The 21,845-nt window shown below is 33.4% G+C and carries 21 protein-coding genes; 8 read left to right on the plus strand and 13 right to left on the minus strand.

What is annotated here, in order from left to right:
- Positions 1-34: 34 nt before the first annotated feature.
- From E0W69_RS18185 to E0W69_RS18200, 4 genes are all read right to left on the minus strand, one after another.
- Positions 35-691, minus strand: coding sequence for a hypothetical protein (locus tag E0W69_RS18185; protein WP_131331484.1), 657 nt, complete (start codon positions 689-691; stop codon positions 35-37).
- Positions 692-694: 3 nt separating this feature from the next.
- Positions 695-1,615: a citrulline utilization hydrolase CtlX gene (gene ctlX, locus E0W69_RS18190; RefSeq protein WP_131331485.1), complete on the minus strand. Its 921-nt coding sequence runs from the start codon at positions 1,613-1,615 to the stop codon at positions 695-697.
- Between the two features lie 8 nt (positions 1,616-1,623).
- Positions 1,624-3,144 carry an arginine deiminase family protein gene (locus E0W69_RS18195; protein ID WP_131331486.1) on the minus strand — a complete coding sequence of 507 codons (1,521 nt, stop codon included), beginning with the start codon at positions 3,142-3,144 and terminating at the stop codon, positions 1,624-1,626.
- A 70-nt stretch (positions 3,145-3,214) separates the two neighbouring features.
- Positions 3,215-3,652, minus strand: coding sequence for an IPExxxVDY family protein (locus E0W69_RS18200; RefSeq protein WP_131331487.1), 438 nt, complete (start codon positions 3,650-3,652; stop codon positions 3,215-3,217).
- Positions 3,653-3,820: 168 nt separating this feature from the next.
- Between E0W69_RS18200 and feoB the strand changes: the two genes are divergently transcribed.
- On the plus strand, positions 3,821-5,959 hold the full coding sequence (feoB, locus tag E0W69_RS18205) for a ferrous iron transport protein B (RefSeq protein WP_131331488.1): 2,139 nt from the start codon (positions 3,821-3,823) through the stop codon (positions 5,957-5,959).
- 94 nt (positions 5,960-6,053) lie between these two features.
- Positions 6,054-6,836, plus strand: coding sequence for a hypothetical protein (locus tag E0W69_RS18210; protein WP_131331489.1), 783 nt, complete (start codon positions 6,054-6,056; stop codon positions 6,834-6,836).
- 7 nt (positions 6,837-6,843) lie between these two features.
- Here the strand turns inward: E0W69_RS18210 and yihA are convergent, their stop codons facing one another.
- The 5 genes from yihA to E0W69_RS18235 all read right to left on the minus strand — a co-directional run bounded on the left by yihA (position 6,844) and on the right by E0W69_RS18235 (position 9,920).
- The gene (gene yihA / locus E0W69_RS18215) at positions 6,844-7,470 is read right to left on the minus strand and encodes a ribosome biogenesis GTP-binding protein YihA/YsxC (RefSeq protein ID WP_131331490.1); all 627 of its coding nucleotides are present in this window, start codon (positions 7,468-7,470) and stop codon (positions 6,844-6,846) included.
- A gap of 31 nt (positions 7,471-7,501) precedes the next feature.
- Positions 7,502-8,026, minus strand: a complete 525-nt coding sequence (locus tag E0W69_RS18220; protein ID WP_131331491.1) for a GNAT family N-acetyltransferase — start codon at positions 8,024-8,026, stop codon at positions 7,502-7,504.
- A 73-nt stretch (positions 8,027-8,099) separates the two neighbouring features.
- Entirely contained in the window at positions 8,100-8,960 is an 861-nt protein-coding gene (locus E0W69_RS18225; RefSeq protein ID WP_131331492.1) for a polysaccharide deacetylase family protein, read from the minus strand.
- Positions 8,961-9,079: 119 nt separating this feature from the next.
- A complete protein-coding gene (locus E0W69_RS18230) occupies positions 9,080-9,283 on the minus strand; it encodes a hypothetical protein (protein ID WP_131331493.1) in 204 nt (67 codons plus the stop codon).
- A gap of 40 nt (positions 9,284-9,323) precedes the next feature.
- A complete protein-coding gene (locus tag E0W69_RS18235; protein ID WP_131331494.1) occupies positions 9,324-9,920 on the minus strand; it encodes a ribonuclease HII in 597 nt (198 codons plus the stop codon).
- A gap of 119 nt (positions 9,921-10,039) precedes the next feature.
- Here E0W69_RS18235 and E0W69_RS18240 point away from each other — a divergent pair, with 119 nt between their 5' ends.
- Positions 10,040-10,981 carry a COX15/CtaA family protein gene (locus E0W69_RS18240; protein ID WP_131331495.1) on the plus strand — a complete coding sequence of 314 codons (942 nt, stop codon included), beginning with the start codon at positions 10,040-10,042 and terminating at the stop codon, positions 10,979-10,981.
- Here E0W69_RS18240 and E0W69_RS18245 read toward each other — a convergent pair.
- The 4 genes from E0W69_RS18245 to typA form a co-directional block, all read right to left on the minus strand.
- The gene (locus E0W69_RS18245) at positions 10,978-11,715 is read right to left on the minus strand and encodes a DUF481 domain-containing protein (RefSeq protein ID WP_131331496.1); all 738 of its coding nucleotides are present in this window, start codon (positions 11,713-11,715) and stop codon (positions 10,978-10,980) included. The genes E0W69_RS18240 and E0W69_RS18245 overlap by 4 nt on opposite strands.
- A 45-nt stretch (positions 11,716-11,760) precedes the next feature.
- Positions 11,761-12,456, minus strand: a complete 696-nt coding sequence (locus E0W69_RS18250; protein WP_131331497.1) for a VIT1/CCC1 transporter family protein — start codon at positions 12,454-12,456, stop codon at positions 11,761-11,763.
- A 32-nt stretch (positions 12,457-12,488) separates the two neighbouring features.
- Positions 12,489-12,728 (minus strand): hypothetical protein, encoded by a 240-nt coding sequence (locus tag E0W69_RS18255; protein ID WP_225321309.1) that lies wholly within the window; start codon positions 12,726-12,728, stop codon positions 12,489-12,491.
- A gap of 112 nt (positions 12,729-12,840) precedes the next feature.
- Positions 12,841-14,649: a translational GTPase TypA gene (gene typA / locus E0W69_RS18260; RefSeq protein WP_131331498.1), complete on the minus strand. Its 1,809-nt coding sequence runs from the start codon at positions 14,647-14,649 to the stop codon at positions 12,841-12,843.
- Positions 14,650-14,773: 124 nt separating this feature from the next.
- Between typA and E0W69_RS18265 the strand changes: the two genes are divergently transcribed.
- The 5 genes from E0W69_RS18265 (at position 14,774) to E0W69_RS18285 (ending at position 21,826) form a co-directional block, all read left to right on the plus strand.
- A complete protein-coding gene (locus E0W69_RS18265) occupies positions 14,774-15,586 on the plus strand; it encodes a hypothetical protein (protein ID WP_131331499.1) in 813 nt (270 codons plus the stop codon).
- A 160-nt stretch (positions 15,587-15,746) separates the two neighbouring features.
- Positions 15,747-16,811, plus strand: a complete 1,065-nt coding sequence (locus tag E0W69_RS18270; protein ID WP_131331500.1) for a glycosyltransferase family 4 protein — start codon at positions 15,747-15,749, stop codon at positions 16,809-16,811.
- Positions 16,812-16,819: 8 nt separating this feature from the next.
- On the plus strand, positions 16,820-17,659 hold the full coding sequence (locus tag E0W69_RS18275; RefSeq protein WP_131331501.1) for a glycosyltransferase family 92 protein: 840 nt from the start codon (positions 16,820-16,822) through the stop codon (positions 17,657-17,659).
- A 6-nt stretch (positions 17,660-17,665) separates the two neighbouring features.
- Positions 17,666-20,827 carry a glycosyltransferase family 2 protein gene (locus E0W69_RS18280; RefSeq protein ID WP_131331502.1) on the plus strand — a complete coding sequence of 1,054 codons (3,162 nt, stop codon included), beginning with the start codon at positions 17,666-17,668 and terminating at the stop codon, positions 20,825-20,827.
- Between the two features lie 6 nt (positions 20,828-20,833).
- A complete protein-coding gene (locus E0W69_RS18285) occupies positions 20,834-21,826 on the plus strand; it encodes a hypothetical protein (protein WP_131331503.1) in 993 nt (330 codons plus the stop codon).
- The last annotated feature ends 19 nt before the right edge of the window (positions 21,827-21,845 follow it).

Below are 21,845 nucleotides of genomic sequence, written 5' to 3' on the forward strand. Positions count from 1 at the left end.
TGATATCTCCTTTTTACTTCTTTTATATAACAATTTATTTAGCTGAAAGTTGGTAGGACTTTAAAAACTGTGTTTTCACATTATAAATATACAAAAGCGTGTCATCTCTTTTTGGATCGGCTCCAGGAGTGGAGCAAAAAATAGATAATTCATTGGCATTTACCCAATTAGTACTAATCACATCCGCAGCTGGAGCAACAAAGGATAGACTTCTTTTTTTCTTATTGATAATATCCAAAACGTGCAAAGAAGATTCTGGATCTGCTTCTTCCACGTCGCCATTGCTTGGATTTACGACAGAATTGTCCGAACCTAAATCCAAAACAAATTGCTTGTCTGGAGAATATTTTAATACAGATTGATAGGTTTTGAAAAATTTTGGACTTGGGGTAAATGATTTTACATCTTTAGGATCATCCATTTTATCATAACTATTCAACTGAAATCTGTTCCATTCTTTCGGAGAAATGTTGGCAGATTTGAATGTATTGTTCAACGGCGTACTTGTAAATACGGTCGAACTATCTTCATGTTTGATCGAGTCTGGCACATCGATAATGGTGTCAGATGTGTCCAATGAATCTAACGAATCTGCAGTAGAATGCTCGCTGTTGCCATTGCATTTACAACCGCTAACGATTACTGCTGTCAACAAAACTAGAATAAGGAATATGGAATAAATTTTTTTCATGTTTTATTTTGAAGTTAAAAACAACTCTGCCATCATACATCTGACGCTTCCTCCACCTATTGTTTCAATCGTCGGTATAGAAATGGGAAGTATTTGGCTATGAGTACTAATATCAGAAATCTGCTGCGAAGTAAGGGAATCTAACGATTTTTGACTCATTAAAGTTACTAATTTTCCCTTATTTGTTGCTACTTGTAGCATATTACCTGCAAATGCTTGTACTTGTGCGAGCGTAATATCGATGATCTGATGATTAGTTTTTGCAAATGATTGGATCAAAAATGCTTTTTCTTGTTCATCTTTTATCGATTCCAAACAAACAACAGCGTAATCTTTCCCAATATGTAACATCACATTGGTATGGTAAATAGGGAAATTATTTTCATCCGAAGAATGAAATGCAATTGCTTGGTATTGAATAGATTGACAATATTTTTCCAAAAGGGATTTATCTGTTCTTTCGGAAAGACAAGCATACGACAATTTATTTTCATGGTCGAAAATGATGCTGCCTGTTCCTTCAAGGAATTCATTTTTATTTTCGGATGCACTCCAATCAATCGTTTCCTTTATTTGAAAATGTTGAGCTATCTCTTCCAATATTTCGGGACGACGTTCGATGCGTCTATTTGGTGCAAACATGGGAAATAAATACACCACATCATTGTCCAAAGTGCAAAACCAATTATTAGGAAAAATAGCATCTGGTTTGGGTGGATTTTTACTATCCTCAATTACCAAAACGTTGATGTCATTTGCACGTAATTTTTCTACAAATTGATCAAATTCTTCCAATGCTTTCGCTTGAACGGCATCGTTGGAAAGATCCACTTGCGATTGAAATGCGTTGTTGGTTGCAGTTTCGGTATTGAAACCAAAACTTGCTGGGCGGACCATCATAATATGATTGGAATTCTGTTTCATTATCTTATTTAGATTTCATCACGTAATAATGGACAACTCATGCAATGTGCTCCACCGCGAGCGCGCGACAATTCGGAAGAATGTAAAACGATCAACACATTTTCTAAATCGTCTGGAGACGTAACTTTTTGTTCGAATAATTCAAATAATTGTTCAGGTGTATAGATCGTGAATCCATTATTTTCAAATGCCTGAATAGTTTTTTCATTACGATCATAACCAATTACAACACCTTCTTTTAATGCCAAAAGGTTACAACTATCCGTCCATTGTTCCCGTTCATCATATGGAAATACGCCATCTCCACTATAAATCACTTTAACATCTTCTGGTTTGACATTAAAATCATTAACGCTAATGTCATGCAAAAGCGATTCGATGCCCGTAATACGATCTTGAATATCGCATTGGTAATTTTGCGTAGCATCATAATCAACATTCAAAGGCTTATAAAATCTATAAATTTCGATTTTAAATTGGGCCGCATTTTCTCCTTCTTGTAAGAATAAATGTCTGTAAGAGAATGCTTTATCTTTGGATAGTGCATCATATTTTTCTGAAAATTGTCCAAATAATACCCACACATTTCTTTTCACTTGCGTAAATACAGTGTCAATATGCATCACAGAGCGATGTCTTGGTATCTTGATCACCGATATTTTTTCAATGCCGGTTTTGTTATTTTTAAATATGGTATGGATGATTTCATTGATACCCGCGGCGGTCGTTCGCTCACTACAGCCAACTAATAAGTGATTGGGCGCAATCATCATCACATCGCCACCTTCCACGCTTATTTTATAGGCGCTTTGATCTTCTTCAGATGTAAGGAAATAATTTCCGGGCTCGGACACTTCCATCAAAGCATCTTCTCGCCCTTTGAATAAGTGATATTGGGAAATAAATCGCATGAGCATCGATTCTCTTTCGCGCGCTGGCGTTGCCGCATTACTCAGCAATAGTTGGTCATTGATCGTAATACCAATGTCACGTGTAAATATAAAATTGGGCAATGGTTGAAAAATGTAGACATCCTCACCATTTTCATCATGCAAAATCCCCGTGATTAAAACTTTCGCTAAGGTAAATGGAGATTGAATGGACAATAGTTTCTTTTCGGTACGAAATCCCGTTCCTTCCCAAGCACAAACCGCAGAGATGATTTGTTTTTTTACAGCATCATCATGCAAAATTTGACTTAATAAATATTGAGAATCAAGCACTTTGTCACTATTGAAATAGGTAGATTTGTCTGGTTTGTAACAATCATACTGCAAACTATCTTTGGGAAGTCCTTCAGATTCTGCGTTTTTGACCAATTCCACTTTTTCCGGATCTAAGAAATACAACAAGAGTTTGATGTAATCATTGTAATCCTTTCGCATTTGGCTGAGTTGTACAGTGTCGTCGTATAGCCATTCTTTAAATTTTGCAGGAATTACTTTTCCGATACCGCCATCTGGACTATGTATCAATAAGCGTCTGAGTCTACCGATTTCTGAAGTTACCTTGATTTCATTTGCAGGCATAAAATTTTAAAATGTTTATTGCAATTTAAGGGATATACCTGGAGCAAACCAATAGAAATCTGGAGAAATCTTAGAATATCAAGTTTTCTTTACTTTTAATTTGATCCAAAGAAATTTCACTCGCCATTTGGATACAACTCACTGATTTTAAATTGTCTAAGAACCCTCGCCATTGTGTCTGATCAGCACTAAAGTCGCCTTTTACTAAACAGATAAAATCGATATTTTTCAATTCGGGTAAAAGAAACTCCCCTTCAAAATAATTTTGATAAATGAAATAATCGATGGATGTATTTTTTACACTGTGTTGAAATACAGAGAAATAGCAATCTTTGTTTTTCTTAGGTAGTTCGATTTCGTAATCGGGAATCATTTTAAAATTTAGGTCCAAATGTTGGTTGATCGACCAAATAAATTTGTAGTTTTTGTATTTGGATACAATCCCCAAAACTCTGGCATCTTCGTAAAAGTCAGAGGTTAGATCTTCACTATTTAAAACGAGTTTCATAAGCGCAAATTTCTTTAAAATTTATTTAGAAAAACATTTTTTGAATAGATAACTTCATAAAATGTTAAAAGTTCAATGCATTGAGGGAAAGGAACGCAATTAAACTCAAATTCTTTCTCATTTCGTAAATGATATTGTTAATAGTCAAGTAAGTTTGCATAACGCGCGATGAAAGAAGTAGTAAAAAAAGACAATTTGAAGATTGCTTTAGTGGGCAATCCAAATAGTGGAAAAACATCCTTATTCAATGTTTTGACAGGATTGAGACAGCAAGTCGGTAATTTCCCTGGTGTGACGGTTGATAAAAAAACAGGTCAAACCAAAATTTCTGCCGATTGTAATGCAACCATGATTGATCTGCCGGGAACTTATAGTCTGTACCCAAGAAGAGCGGATGAATGGGTGGCTTACAAAGTTTTGATGAGAGTCGATCCGGTTGTCCCAGATGCTATATTATTGGTAGTCGATGCTAGTAATTTAAAAAGAAATTTGCTTTTTTGTTCGCAATTAATTGATTTAAAATATCCTGTCGTAATCGCGTTAACGATGATGGATATCGCTGCAAAAAAGGGAATTTTAATAGATATTCCTGGATTAGAAAGAGATTTGGGAGTTCCTGTTGTGTCTGTGAATCCAAGAAAAGACAAAGGAATTCCAGAGTTGAAAAAGACTTTGGATAAATTAATCAAACAAAGCCAACCTAATAAAGTCAATGACTTTATTCCAATAAAAGAACTAGCTCCAGACGCAATTACACAAGTAAAAGAATTGGTGCCTGATCTAAGTGATTATGCTGGTTTGCACTATTTGATCAATCACGAAAATTTTCCGTTAAATGATACGCTTCAAGAAAATATTGAAGCAACGGAAGTTCGCAATAAATTTAATCCCACTAAGACGCAAGCGCAAGAAATATTACAACGGTATACGAACATTAAAACCATCATGGATAAAAATGTCGTGTTGCCAGATCCTTTGCAACGGAAATTATTTACGGAAAGGTTAGATAATCTTCTTTTACATCGAGTTTGGGGTTATGTCATTTTACTATTGGTATTGTTCGTTTTATTTCAAAGTATATTTTGGCTTGCACAATATCCGATGGATGGTATAGATTGGTTATTTACCCAATTCACTTCCAAATTATCCGCAATATTACCCACAGCATGGTGGAGTGATTTATTAGTCAACGGAGTTTTGGCAGGGTTAGGTGGAATTGTTGTTTTCATTCCGCAGATTATGATTTTGTTTGGAATGGTGACTTTGTTAGAGGATACAGGTTATATGGCGCGCATTAGTTTTCTGAGTGATAAATTGATGCGAAAAGTCGGTCTGAACGGAAAAAGTGTGATGCCGATGATTAGCGGATTTGCATGTGCAGTACCAGCGATTATGAGTACGCGTAATATTGAAAATCGCAAAGAGCGTCTTTTGACTATCATGATTACCCCATTGATGAGTTGTAGTGCTCGTCTTCCTGTATATACGATATTAGTCGGTTTGATGGTCCCAGATAATCGTCTTGTTTTGGGGTTTATGAGTGTCAAAGGATTGATCATGATGGCGATGTATCTGCTTGGAATTATTATGTCTTTGATTGTGGCATTCGTATTAAAATTTTGGATAAAGATTAAAGAAAAAAGCTTTTTCATTATGGAATTGCCGCTTTATCGTGGTCCAAGATGGAAAAATGTGGGCGTGACAATGGTGGAAAAAGCCAAAATATTTGTCAAAGATGCAGGTAAAGTTATCATTGTTATTAGCTTGATATTGTGGTTTTTGAGCTCGTATGGACCAGGGAAAAGAATGGAAAATGCGGAGAATCATTATGCTCAATTAATAGCCCAAACATCAACAACAGATTCGCTCAAAATAGAACAATTAACCTTAGAACAAGGAACTGCCAAATTGGAAAATTCCTATGCAGGTATTTTGGGACATACAATAGAACCCGTAATCAAACCATTAGGTTTTGATTGGAAGATTGGTATTGCCTTAATTACCTCATTTGCAGCAAGAGAAGTATTTGTTGGTACGATGGCAACTTTATATAGTGTGGAGGCAGACAATGATGATACATTGCAACAAAAGATGGAAAATGCAACGCGTTCTGATGGCTCGAAAGTATATACACCAGCAACAGCGCTCTCTCTAATGGTATTTTATGTATTGGCAATGCAGTGTATGAGTACATTAGCGATCGTAAAAAGAGAAACCAAAAGCTGGAAATGGCCGGTAATCCAGTTTGGATATATGACGGTTCTTGCGTATGTGTGCAGTTTTATTGCGTATCAATTATTCAAATAATTGCAACATTATATCGAATTAATAAAAAAATAGTTAAAATGTAAATTGAAAATCAACATTTTACTAAATTGTAGGCTAATCAAAGTATTGAGCTATGAAATTTGCCTATTTAAGTTCATTTTTCCTTATTGCTATGCTATTCAGTGCTTGTAGCACCTATCAATTGAATACAGTTGTCTCATCCAATACGAATTGGAAATTAGAAAACGATAGTTCCTTCTATTTTCATGATAGTCTATTTGATATTAGTTATGTGATGAATTCTGATAAGAGTTTTAATAATCTTACTACATCTATAAAAATAAAGAATAACTCTAACGAGGGTTTAATATTTGATTGGAAGAGATCATCTTTAATATTAAATGGACAATCGTTTTCCTTGGGAAATACAGTAATGAAAACGGTAGGTCAATATGCATCTGAAAGTTTAAAATATAATTGGAGCAAAAGGTGGTCCACCACGTCAACGAATGGAGTTATGAATTCCGTTTCTACTGTTAGCGACAATTCAACATTTATTCCTCCTACCTCTTATATTGAAAGTGAAAAGCAATCTTTTAATGTTGGTTATTTGAGTAACTTACAAATTAATAATCCATATAAAAATGTTGTTTTAAGTTCGGATACATTGATAGACAATACAATCAATCAGGTTAAAGGAAGTGTATACGATTTCACTCAAAACAATAGTCCTTATAGTCTCAAACTATATTTGACTTATAAAGTTATTGATAAAGATGGAAAGTCCGAAAGTGATAAAACCCTTGCTAATGATTTTTATGTTAGCAAAATATTAGAAATAAAGAAAAATCCCTACACTTATTATGTATTGAAAGGGCAAAGAAATAATATATTTATCACCTCTAAAGCAAATTGATAAAAACTTATTCTTTCTCTTCTGGTTTACTTAGATTTTCTATAAAGTTTAAAAGCTCGTCACGACCGATTTTCTTTTCAGCACTGGTAACAAAACTTTCGGGTAGGAAGTAAAATGTTTCTCGCATTTTATTCAAAAAATCTTCGACATTTCTTTTAACTACACCCGGTTTTTCCTTGTCAGATTTGGTAAATACCACAGAAAAAGGAATTTCCCATTTTCCCAACATTTGTAAAAATTCCAAATCAATAGTTTGGGGTGCGTGACGACTATCAATCAGTACAAATACATTGGATAGATTTTCTCGCTTACGCAAATAATTTTCAATCATTTGTCCCCAAGATCTTCTAGTTTTTTGCGCAGTTTTGGCATAACCATATCCTGGTAAATCCACTAAATACCAGCTATTTTCGCCTTTTTTTTCCTTTGTAGTAATTTTAAAATGATTAATCATTTGTGTTTTACCAGGAGTAGAAGAGGTTTTCGCAAGATTTTGCTTTTGACAGATCATATTGATCAAAGATGATTTTCCTACATTGCTTCGACCGATAAACGCAAATTCTAAACGATCGGGTTTAGGACATTTATCAAAAGATGGACTAGAGATCAGGTAATCTGAGGACTTGATATTCATTTTGCAAAGATAGGACTTAAAATAGCAACGATTAGAGGGCTAATTGCATTTCAATGAAATTTAAAGGTTCGCGTGGCATATGTTCGGGTCGATCTTCTTCGAATGGAATTATTTTTCCTGTTGGTGCAAATCCTAATTTTTTATACCAACTAATCAATTCTTCTCTTGTAGAAATCACGGTAATCGTAATAAAAGATTTATCCAAATCTTTAGCTATTTCAATAGCTTTTTGAATTAATTTTTTACCAATACCCAAACCTTGATGATTGCCAGAAACGGCGAAAGTGCCTAAATATAGTTCGTTTTCTTTTTTAGTTAAACTTACCGTGCCGACATTTATGGAGTCTGACAAAACAGCTTTCAATATGATATTATTAGGGTTGGCAAAAGCTTCTTCTAATTCGGGTAAAGCCATTCTTATTCCATCTTTTTGGAACAAATGCGCTTCTGTTGTCCATGCATTCGGATTGTCTGTGCGATAGGCATCATTGATTACTTCAACCAGTGATGTTAAATCTTCTTTGGATACGTTACTTATGGAAATTTCGTCTTTCATTTTTTGTAAAATGTCTTCAATAAAAAAGCCGCAATGTATAATTATTGCGGCTCAGTATTAAAAAATATTAAAATTAATGTCTATTCTGCACCGTCGGATAATGATCCAATGTTTCAAATACGTAATTTTTATTCTCTTTCAAAGTTGAAATAAACTTACGCAAAGAATCCGCATATTGTGGCTTGGCAAACATGCGATCATGTGCCAATATGACCAATGTATTCGGTTGATAAGTATACTCTTCAGCAAATTTTTTGTTTACCGTATTGACCATTTCATCAACGCTTTGTTTAGGTGTAGAACCTTTGATAAATTGCCATTCTACGTCCCAACCAATTACAGTATAACCAATAGAGTCCAATCTTTTAGCTACGTTCAATGAGGATTTTGGACCTTGTATTTGTCCATTAGCTGCCCAAGTATTCATTCCTGGTAGACGTGCAATCTTCAATTTTATATTCAAAGATTTTTCCGCGATAAGGAAATCTGCAACTGCGCTGTCTGGCATGGAATAGAATTTTCTATAATTGTCTCTAAATCCATGCGTATTACTATGGTTTCCAGTTACAAATTCAGGATAGCTATTATCCAATGAATCAACAATGCGCTTACGCATAGGATCAAATTGATGCATACCTACCAAAAAGAAAGATGCTTTCACTCCTTCTTCATGGAAGATATTTTTACAATTAATTGTACCTGGAGGTTGAGGACCATCATCAAATGCTAAGAAAATATATTTTTTGGATGGATCGTATTGGATCGTAGAACCCAAACCAGTTGGCATGGTTACCGAAACAGAATCCGTAGGCTTTTTAGCTGTGGCGTCCTCTTCTTTAGGTTTGTCACTTTTGCAACTTGTCGCACCTAAAATAAGTGCCGCCGCAGCTGCGAAAAATGGTTGAAGGCGTTGATTTTTGGTAATGCTTAGCATCTGTGAAAATTTTTACTAAGCTATTGAATATTTATTATTGAAATTTATAATAAATAGGTTTGTGGATAAAATCTGAAAAGCGTCAATGTTCGCAGTAGAAATGTGTATAAGTCAGAAAATTAGTGATCTGCGAGTTTTAATTTTTTGATAGCTATAATTGCGAAAATTATTCCCACAAATGGTTGTACAGCAGATCTTACAATCTGTCCGATATGATAGGCGCTACTTTGTCTATTAATCATACTTGCATTTGCAAATTGAATAGAACCATTTAAGAAAAGAAATAGCCCAATTAAGAATATTACGATCATAAATTGTTTCATACATTCTGAATTTGTGGCTAATTTACGAAAAAAAATTATATTAAAATAATTTTGTCTGTATGGGCAAAATATTGAAAGATTTTCGATGATAGGAAGTTATTCCAAATTGTTCGATTGCTTTTCTATGATCTAAAGTACCATAACCTTTATTTTTTTTCCAATTATACATAGGAAATTCTATATCTAAATTTTTCATATATGAGTCGCGGTGCGTTTTGGCAAGGATACTTGCAGCGGCAATATTTTTATATTTTCCGTCCCCTTTTATAATACAATTATGCGGAATTTCTTGATAAGGTACGAATCTATTGCCATCAATTAAAAGTCGATCTGGTCTTAATTTTAATTGATCCAAAGCCAGATGCATAGCTTTGAATGAGGCTTTTAGAATATTTATTTGGTCAATTTCTTCATTATTGATCATCGCGATGCCGTAAGCAAGCGCATTTTCTTCAATATAGGGGCGTAAAATATCACGATTTTTTTCATTGACTTGCTTGCTATCATTGAGCAGTGGATGGTCAAAATCTACAGGTAAAATTACCGCCGCTGCAAATACAGGACCTGCGTAACAACCGCGTCCCGCCTCATCACAACCAGCCTCGATCTCATCAGGATATAAAAATGAAGACAACATCACACAAACTTAATTTGAAATGTGTGTATAGAAAAATCTAATGAAGATTATCGTATTTGTTGGGGTTCTTTTCTCTGTAATATTGGTTATTTTTGCGCATCTTAAAGTAAAAAATTTCGATGAAGACCAATAAGTCCTACGTATTATACACAAGAGTCGTTTTGTTTATCGTTTTTTTAGTCATTTTGGCTGGTAGTGTGGTGCGTACTACACATAGTGGTATGGGGTGTCCGGATTGGCCAAAATGTTTTGGTCGTTGGATTCCTCCAATGAATGCGGGTCAATTACCCAAAGATTATGAAAAATATTTAAGCAAACAAGATATTGATCATTCCTTCAATGCTTTTCATACTTGGGTGGAATATATCAATCGGCTTTGCACGGGTATATTAGGCTTTGCAATTATTGCTTTGATCTATTGGAGTTTTAAGAAATTCTATAAAACAAAGCCTTCTATTGCATGGTTAAGTGTTTTTTTGATGGTTATTGTAATTATTGAGTCTATTTTAGGGGCGATGGTCGTATATGCAAATCTCGCAGTAGATACGGTGACGATCCATTTATTTCCCATATTTATCCTTGCCGGCATCTGTGTGCTGATGATACATAAGGCACAGGGCAATTACAAAATACAGGATACAAGTTTGCAATGGATTAGCACTTTAGCGTTGATTTTAGTATTGGTACAAATATTTATCGGTACGCAAGTGAGAGAATCTGTAGATATTTTTTCCAAACAATTTGAATATAAGCAAAGAGAAAAATGGTTGGTCAATGTTGGGAATGTTTTGACTACACATGAAGTATTCGCATGGATTGCAGCAGTGGCTTGCTTGTTCCTATTTTGGAAAAGTTTGAATTATCCGCGTTTGCAAAAAATGGGCTTTTTGCTATTGCTTTTAGTTGTGATAGAATTTGCGATGGGCTTCACTTTAGTGAAATTAGGATTTCCACAATATGCACAACCGATACATTTGGTGATTGGTTCGGGTATATTGATTACGCTGTTTTCCTATAGATTGCATTTTGGGAAAAATAAATCATCCATTAGAAAGTTTTAGAAAAAATTATTGAGCGTTACGCCATAAGCAACGATTAAGTTTTCTTTCTGAGTACGACCGATTTTGTTGTAGGTGAGACTCGATGTAAGATTTAACCAGCTTTTTAGTTGAATAGAAACTTTAGCTCCAGCATTTACTAAATAGTCGCCTCCATATTCTAATGATGGTTGATACATCCCATTGGCGTCAAATGTAATTGATTTGTTTATTTGGTAGTGGAAAAGCAAGCGAAGTGAATTACGAATCGTAGAATAATTTACCTGTACACTATCGGATTGGGTGATGGAGCTCGTTTCAAATAAGATACCATCACTCACATTTAACCAATTTGTTTTTTCATCCCATAATTTGTACGCTGCGCCGAGTCCGGTTTGAAATTGATTCCTTATTTTGAGAGAGTAGCTTGTGGTATAATTTAACAGTCCCCAGTAATACAAACGATGTGTATTTTTTCGAATATTGAAATCCATCGTTGAAGTAAAATCATTATTGGTAAGTCCACCATCGCCTGAACTGCCATATATCCAACCATTGACAGAGTTGAGCTCTATCTTTTTTAATCTTAATTTGTAAGCTAATGAATTATTGAGCAAATAGGTCTTCGCTGTATTTGTTTTACTATAATTTCCCGTACCCGTAAAACTGAGTTGATTATGAACCGAGTCCGAAAATTGAGCAAAAGTATTAGTAGAAAAAAGTAAAAAAATACCAACAGAAAACAATGATTTTAGCATAATTCTTTATTTCGATTTAGCGGAATATATACAAAATAATTAGAATTATGCACCAAAGGCTTTTGCTACACCGAATGCTGCTGCTGCTGCTACAGCACCAATAATCATCACTTTTAATGCTCCAGATAAAACAGGCTGACCAGTTGCTTTACTTTTAAAAAATCCAAAAATGAACAGGCAAATAAGCGTTACGACGGCAGATATTTTCAAACCATCGATAGGCGTGTCTACAAAGAAATAAGGCAATAATGGGATAATTCCACCAACTATATAACTACCTCCAATATTCGCAGCGCTTTTGGTGGCGCGTTTTGGATCTGGTTTATCCAAACCCAATTCCAAGCGCATCATGAAGTCGATCCATTTGGTTTTATCTTTGGAAAGTTCTTCCGTAGCAAGTTGAGAAGTTTCAGGACTTAGTCCAAAATCTAAAAAGATTTCTTTGACTTCATCTTTCTCTTTTTCGGGTAGATTATCGACTTCCCACGCTTCTGTTTTGTATTCAGATTCGTAATGCTCTAATTCTGTTTTCCCAGCCAGATAACCCCCTAGCCCCATCGAAATGGCTCCAGCTACTAATTCAGCAATTCCTGCCGTAGTGACAATATGGGTATTGCTTACCGCGCTACTTACGCCAGCTGCTAATGCAAATGGTACAGTTAATCCATCGCTCATGCCTATGACAATATCAGAAATAAAACTACTACTAGAAAGATGGTTTTCTATGTGACCTTGAGGCATATAAGCAGAGAAATTGTAATATATAAAAGAAGTTATTTAGACGCTTGTGAGATCTTTTGTTCACGTTTATACCAACGGTAACCAATCACTCCTCCGAGTGCTAATGGAATAGCTGCAAGATATAAAATACCTGCATTTAAGCCCTTTGCAGGACCTTCTCCCAATTGTTGCGCAGTCTTTGTACAAACCGCACATTGCGCTGCTGCAAAATTCACTTGTCCAATGATAAACAATATAGCCAAACCAAGTACTAATCTGATTCTATTTTTCATATCCGACCGATTTAAATTTCGATAATCAAAGTTAAGTAATCCATTCAAATACATGCAAAAAATAAGGCAATCAAATATTTGATTGCCTTATTTCTATATAAGAAGTTGAAAATTATGCTTCCATTTTTGCTCCTTTAGAGAAACGTTTACGATCGTTTTCATCTAAGTAAACTTTACGTAAGCGAATAACTTTTGGAGTTACTTCGATACATTCATCCTCTTGGATGTATTCCATACATTCTTCCAAAGTCATTTCTTTTTTAGGAGTGATACGTACGGTACCATCACTACCAGATGCACGCATATTGGTCAATTTTTTACCTTCCGTTGCATTTACATTCAAATCTCCTGGTTTGATATGTTCAGCAATGATCTGACCGATATAAACTTCATCTCCTGGATCGATAAAGAAAGTACCACGATCTTGTAATTTATCGATAGAATATGCGGTAGTAGTACCTTGGTTTTTAGATATCAATACACCATTGTTACGGCTAGGAATTGGTCCTTTCCATGGTTTGTAATCGATAAATGTGTGTGCCATAATTGCTTCACCAGCAGTCGCAGTCAACATATTAGAACGCAAACCGATCAAGCCACGAGATGGAATTTCAAATTCCAAATGTTGCATATCTCCTTTGCTTTCCATTACATTCATTTCCCCTTTACGTTGTGTAACAAGGTCAATAACTTTACCACTAAAATCAGCAGGAACATCTACAACCAATGTTTCAAATGGTTCATGTTTTTTACCATCGATTGTTTTTGTCAATACTTGAGGTTGACCAACAGTCAATTCATAACCTTCACGACGCATAGATTCGATCAATACACCCAAGTGAAGAATACCACGACCAAATACTAAGAATTTATCTGCTGAGTCTGTATCTTGAATACGTAATGCTAAGTTCTTTTCAGTTTCAGCTAAAAGACGATCACGTAAGTGACGAGAAGTAACAAATTTACCATCACGACCAAAGAAAGGAGAGGTGTTGATACCAAACATCATGCTCATAGTAGGCTCGTCTACTTTGATAGCTGGCAATGCTTCCTGTACTTCGAAATCAGAAATAGTATCTCCGATATTGAAACCTTCCAAACCAACTACTGCACAGATATCTCCAGCGACAACTTCATCTACCTTGCGTTTACCCATTCCTTCAAATACGTAAAGCTCTTTCACTTTATTTCTCTTAACAACGCCATCAGTTTGCATTAAAGCGATGTTTTGGCCTTCCTTGATAGAGCCACGAGTCACTTTACCAACGGCAATACGACCTAAGAATGAAGAATAATCTAAAGAGGTAATTTGCATTTGCAATGGACCTTCCGATACTTTAGGTTCTGGTACATATTTCAAAATGCCATCCATCAATGGAGTGATATCTTCAGATGGAGTTAAACTATCGTTGAACCAACCATTTTTACCACTACCGTAGAATGTAGGGAAGTCTAATTGTTCTTCTGTAGCATCCAAATTGAAGAAAAGTTCAAAAACTTGATCATGCACTTCGTCAGGACGGCAGTTATCTTTGTCAACCTTGTTGATAACAACTATAGGTTTCAAATTTAATTGTAATGCTTTTTGTAATACAAAACGAGTTTGAGGCATAGGTCCTTCAAACGCATCGACCAATAAGATAACGCCATCAGCCATTTTCAATACACGCTCAACTTCACCACCAAAGTCAGAGTGACCTGGAGTATCAATAACGTTAATTTTGATACCTTTATAGGTTACAGCAGCGTTTTTACTGAAGATAGTGATACCACGCTCTCTTTCCAAAGGGTTGCTATCCATGATTAATTCACCAGTTTCCTGATTGTCACGGAATACATTCGTAGAATGCAAAATGCGGTCTACCAAAGTGGTTTTACCATGGTCAACGTGCGCAATAATGGCGATATTTCTAATATCCATTGTTCGATTTTTAATGATAATGAGCAGCTAAAAGCTCTTTTTAAGGGCGCAAAGGTACGAATTTTACACTGTTTAATAAAAAAAGCTAAATTATTTTTATATTATTGTGATAAATTTTGTAGGAATGAAAAGTTTAGGCACATTAATCAGTATACACAAAGGGAAAAAATTATATCAAATTATATACACAATTCCCATTGTAATATTATTGCTGATGTGCTATCCTATTGGAAAAGTCATATTGAATACCTCCGCTGATAATAGATTTATGTTATATGTGTTACTTGGAATGAACACACTTTTGATTGTTATCTTGTTGATATTTATGAGAAGAAGCCGACCCTCATTTTATTTTGAGTTATTTGAAAATGGAGTGCGACTGGTCTACAATAATGTTAAAAAAGAACCGAAAGAAATTTTATTTGAGGATATTTCAAATTATTGGCAGTATAGACTACCGTTAAATAATCAATATCCCAATATTTTAGTTTTTGAATATAATAAAAAGGATTTAGTTGGTATTAATACCAAATTCAATGCTTCTAGCGCATTTATTAAAAAATTTATAGAAAGATTTGGGGAGATACATCTGTCGATTCTTAAAGAAGCAATCTCGAATGGCGGTAGAATAGATTTCTTTCTCTTACCGTCTACCACACCTCAGACTATACTCGCAGAAGATGCTTTTTTACCGTTCATCAAAAATCTGACTTTTTCAAAAATATCCTTGGATAAATTCACGTTATTTGATGGAGAAAAAGCCGAAAGTATTTCATCTATAAGTAGTGCCAAAATAAATCCAGTAACCAGAGCCTTAACTATATTTTCAACTTCTGGAGCAGTGGTATTCGAATATGAATATGATCTAGTAAGTAAACCTGACCTATTACTACAAATGATCAATTTCTTGACGGAAAAAAAGACGGTTATATCGTAAAAAAAAGTAAAATGTAATCTATTGTGCCAGATTATTAAATATCGGCACAAGCCTTGTGAGTAATTAGTTTGGTAAGTATATAGTATACCCAACGAAATATTATTTTAACTCGTACAAGTATGAGTAGGGATCGCTTTTTGCAAATTAAATTAGCTCGTAAATGAAAAAGATATTATTGGATGTGGAGAGAATGAAATATGCGAATAACGGATTATTCCATTTTTGTTCTCAATTGATTAATGCAATCGCTTCGCAGCCGAATTTTCAGCAAAATGAGCAATTTTCTTTATTCGCTCCTCCTGCAATTATTGAGGATTATAAAGATGCTTTCGAAATTTTTAAATTTAGATCACTGTATAAATTTTTTCTGCCTTTTACGGGCAAATATGATATATGGCATTCTACTTTTCAAAATACGCGTTATTTCCCGTATCATTTTAGAGGTAAAATAGTGTATACTGTCCATGATTTCAATTTCATGTATGAAGCCAAGTTTGAAACTAAGCGAGTTCAGATATTAAAGGATATTCAGAAAAAAGTAGATCGAGCAGATGTTATAGTTGCTATATCAAAATTTGTAAAATCAGAAATTGAAAAATATTGTCAAGTAGATGTGGCAAAAATTGTTGTCATTTATAATGGTTGTAATATCCTTGAAAAACCTAAATTTGAAGCTCCGAAAGTCAAGCCTAATTTGCCATTTTTCTTTACAATAGGAACTATATTAGAAAAGAAAAATTTTAAAGTATTACCTTCTATGTTACTTAAAAATGATTATGATCTAGTTATAGCAGGAGAACATTCAGATTATTCTTATTGTCAAAAAATATGGGAAAGAGCCAAATATTTCGGGGTGAGTAAGCGTGTCCGTTTAATAGGTGCGATATCTGACAACGAAAAAAATTGGTATTTAAAAAACTGTCAAGCATTACCTTTTCCATCCTTAGCAGAAGGGTTTGGTTTGCCTGTTTTGGAAGCGATGCATTTTGGAAAACCTACTATATTGTCGAAGTTAACCTCTTTGCCAGAAATTGGTGGAGCTCAAGCATATTATTATGATAATTTTGAGCCAGATCACATAGCCGAAAGGACGATGGAAGTGATGGCTGATTATAATACGGATGTTTTGGGCAAATCTGATGCTATTAAAGCGCATGCAGGGCAGTTTACTTGGGAAGGCGCAGCAAAAAAATATAATGAAATATATAAAAGATTATTGGATTAGAGAATATAATGAAGAAGATAATTAATTTAATAAAATCATTATTTTTTTTTAAGGCAAAAAAAATAGACAATTGCTATATTTCCATTTGTTGCATTCAAAAGGATGAAAATGAATATTTATTAGAATGGATAGATTACCATCAGAAAATAGGTGTTGAACATTTCTATATTTATAATAATGATAGTCAAATATCTCCCAAACCACTTTTAAGAAAACATCTTAAAAGTGGTTTGGTTACGTTAATTAACATTCCAGGGAAGAATCAGCAATTAAATGCTTATAATTTGTGTATTCAAAAATATGGCAGTTTGTCAAAATGGATTGCATTTATTGATATTGATGAATTTATAGTGCCAAAAAGTACTAATGGAAATTTAAGAGAATTTTTAGAAAAATTTGAAGATTATGGAGCAGTGGGTGTTAATTGGTTAATTTTTGGATCCAATGGCCATAAAGTCAGGAATGGAGAATCCGTTATTAATAAGTTTTTAAAGCGAAGTGCGGGCTCTACATTAATTAATACACACATTAAATCAATTGTGCAGCCTAAATACGTTTTGAGAAATGACAATCCCCATTTTTTCTGGTATTTAGATGATAAATTTTGTGTTAATGAGAATTATGAAAAGATAAATGGGCCATTTTCACCACATAGTTCAGAAAAAATACAGATTAACCATTATCAATGCAAGTCTGAGGAAGAGTATATGGATAGGATTAAAAGGGGATGTGCTGATGGACGCCCCGATGTATATAAAATGCAGAGTTTTTTTGATGTTGATAAGATCGCAAACGAAGTAATTGATGAGTCTGCAGTTAATATCTATAATAAATTGAAGAAGTTATAATTATATATGAACAAAACTAATACATCGCAAATATTGAACTTAGAAAACAGTGATGCGATTTTTTGGGAGCCTATTAGAAATTTGAAAGATTCTGCTTGGGCAGGACACATACCATTTGCACATTGGATAATGTCCATATTTCACCCTAATATATTTGTAGAATTAGGTACGCATTCTGGAGTGTCTTACAGTGCATTCTGTAATAGTGTAAAAAAAAATAAATTTGACACTAAATGCTTCGCTATAGACACCTGGTTAGGGGATAGTCAAGCTGGACTATATTCAAAAGATATATTTGGAGAACTTGATGAATTTAATAAGAATAATTTTGCGAATTTCTCCACTCTTATTAGATCTACATTTGATGATGCAGTAAAGAGCTTCGACGATGATTCAATAGACTTGCTTCATATAGATGGTTTTCATAGTTATGATGCTGTAAACCACGATTTTGAAACATGGCTACCTAAAATGAAGGAAAATGGAATTGTAATACTTCATGACACAAATGAAACTCAAGAAGGTTTTGGGGTATGGAAGTTTTGGAAAGAATTAGAAAATAAATATGTCAATCATTTTCATTTCTTACATTGCCACGGTTTAGGTATAGTATATTTAGGGTCTGAATTGCCATTTAATCTCCTATCTTTTTTTCAAAATAGTGAATATGATACAGAATTAATTAGAAACATATTTTCGACTGTTGGAGGTAAATATGAAAAAGAACTACAATTAATTTTGGAACAAGATAATTTTCAACATATTAATTTAGAACAAAAAAATCAATATGAAGAAAAAATATTATCACTTGAAAATCATTTTGAAGACGTAAAGCATTATTGGGAGGAGAATGAAAAGGAAATAATTGAAGAAAAAAATAATCAACTTCAAATTTTAAAAGACTCTTTTAAAAGCGAATTAAATGGTAAGACAAAAGAAATTAATAGTCTTTATAGCAATATTTGGTTATTTAATACACAAGTTCAATCTTTAGAAAAAGACTCTCTATGGAGATATCTGAGGAAACATCCTGGATTAAAAAGGTTTTTGACTAAATATATAGGTTATATAAGAGCTAGTTTAAAAGGTCGATTAAAACAAGAAAGAAAGCGTTATAAAAGAGCCCAAAGACATGTACCTATAATCGAAAATTCTTCTTTTTTTGATCAAGATTGGTATAAAAGAAAATATTTTGATGTAGTTTATTCTGGTTTTTCGCCTGCCATGCATTATGCCTTGTTTGGCAAAGACGGAAGACTGCCTAGTCCTTTGTTTAATGCACAGATGTATCAAGATCAATATCATGATGTTAAAAATTCTGATTTTGTGCCATTAGTTCATTATGAATTACATGGAAAATTAGAAAACAGATATTTTCAAGATTGTAAGGATATCGATCAAAGTCATATAAAAATAGATGCATTAGCCCAAAATACACTTGTAATTGAAGAAAATAGACTTTATGAGAATTGGCAGGAAATAATAGAAAAACCCCATAACGAGGGATTATTGCAACGACTAGAAGTTATAAATGATTTCGATAAAAAAGATGCTAATTATGTTCCACTATTTTCAATAATAGTTCCTACATATAATACACCTAAAAAATTGTTAGAGAAGTGTATTAATTCTGTATTGAATCAAACATTTCAAAATTGGGAGTTATGTATAGCAGATGATGCATCAACCAATAAATCGACAATTTCCACTTTAAAATATTTTGAGAAAAAGGATTCAAGAATTAAAGTTGATTATAGAAAAGAGAATGGACATATTTCTGCTGCTAGCAACTCAGCATTAAAGTTTGCTAATGGTCAGTTTATTGTTTTGTTAGATCATGATGATGAATTAGTTCATACTGCCCTACAAGAGGTTGCAATGTCGATTTCTGAAAATCCCGATGCTAAAATTTTTTATTCTGATGAGGATAAGTATGATAGAGATGGTAATAGAATTCATCCTTATTTTAAACCGGACTTCTCTTTAGACTTATTATTTTCTCAAAATTATATCTGCCATTTAGCAGTCTATCAGAAAAAAATAATTGAAAAAATTGGTGGATTCAGAGTTGGATTTGAGGGTAGTCAAGACTACGATTTGATACTTAGAGCTGTTCGTGAAGTTGGAGATGAAAAACTTATAATACACATTCCAAGAATATTATATCATTGGAGAATGACTGATAGCTCAACTGCTAGCAGCCATGAAAATAAACCTTATGCTGCAATAGCGGGACAAAAAGCTTTGCAATCTTATTTTGATTTTGATAATTCTGGTGTGCAGGTGAGTATGTTAACGGATGGTCGTTACAAAACGAGTTGGCCCATCCCGAATCCATCTCCTTTAATAAGTTTAATCATTGGCACAAGGGATGGGTATGAAGAACTTAAGACCTGTATTGATTCAATCTTAATAAAAACAAAATATCCAAATTTTGAAATTATAATTGTTGATAACCAATCAACGGATAAGGAGACTCTACAATATTTTGATGCGCTTAGAAGTAACCCAAAAATTTCTGTTATTTCTTATAACGATCACTTTAATTATTCTGCAATAAATAATTTAGGCGTTCAATCTGCTAAAGGTGATATTATAGGGTTATTAAATAATGATATCGAGATTCTTAATGAAGATTGGCTTTCTGAAATGGTAAGCTTATGTTTAAGAAAAGACATTGGTTGCGTAGGAGCTAAGCTTCTTTATCCAGACGGTACTATTCAACATGCAGGTGTCGTGCTTGGACTAGGTGGCATTGCTGGACATCCTCATAAATTTAATAGGAGTGACGCTGAGGGGTATTTTAGATTACTTAAAATCGTACATAATGTAAGTGCCGTAACAGGAGCTGCACTACTTGTAAAAAAAGAGATATTTTTAGAGGTGGGTGGTTTGGACGAAAAGGATTTAAAAGTGGCATTTAATGATGTTGATTTTTGCATTAAAGTAAGAGAAGCTGGTTATAGAAATATTTGGACTCCTTTTGCCACAATAAGACATCATGAATCTAAAAGTCGAGGGGAAGATAATACTCCCGAAAAATATGATAGATTTATGAATGAAATTGAAGTTATGAAAAAAAGATGGGGGCATTTGCTATTTCGAGATCCTTATTATAATCCAAATCTATCATTAGAGAATCAAGGCTATACAATTATAATTTCCTAATCAGAAATGGCGAAAAAAATAGTATTGTTAGGTATGCCTGAAAGTTATGGCTTAAGCATGACAATTGTTCAAGAACTTCAAAAAATGGACTTTCTAGTAGTGGATATTAGTTTTAAGGATTATGGATTTCAATATAAAAATTGGAAGCAAAAAATTATTAGTTGGTATAATAAAAAAATAAAAGGGAATAAACATTTCAAAAATGATTTGAAGTTTGCGCCTTACAAATCTAAAATTGATTCGATCATTGATAGCTATGAAAAATTTGATTATGCTTTATTTATTAGGGCAGATATTTACCCAAAATATATTCTTGATAAAGTAAGGAGAAAAACTCGAAAATTTATTGGTTATCAGTGGGATGGTTTATCTAGATATCCACGTATCAATGAATACATTCCGCTATTTGATAAATTTTTTGTGTTTGATAAAGAGGATGCTTTTAAAAATAATCGAGTAATACCGATTACAAATTTTTATATTGAAAAAGAATGTGACAATGTCCTAACTCCTATTAAAAGAGCAATTTTTTTAGGTAGTTTTTTTAAAGATCGTTACGATATATTAATAACTATACAGAAGCTTTTACACGAAAAAAAAATTGATTTCGATATTTTTCTATTAGGTGCAGAAGCAAAAAATTCAATAGCAGATAAATTAACTTTCGAAATATTAAAATCCCCTTTGCCATATAACAATTATTTGAGTACCCTTATGAAATATGATATAATTATCGATTTACCACTCTCTATTCATCATGGATTTTCATTTCGTGTATTAGAAGCATTGGGTTTAGAAAAAAAATTGATTACTACTAATAGTTCTTTAATGCAAGCAGATTTTTATGATAAAAACAATATTTTTGTTCTAAATCAACATAATAAAGAGGATATTATTTTATTCTTAGAAAAACCTTACAAAAAATTAGACAAATCAATCAAGGAAAAATATAATTTTAAAAATTGGATTAACACTTTATTGATGTTAGATAATGAATAATTTCTAAAATGATTAATAA

The organism is Rhizosphaericola mali (assembly GCF_004337365.2).
Lineage (GTDB): Bacteria > Bacteroidota > Bacteroidia > Chitinophagales > Chitinophagaceae > Rhizosphaericola > Rhizosphaericola mali.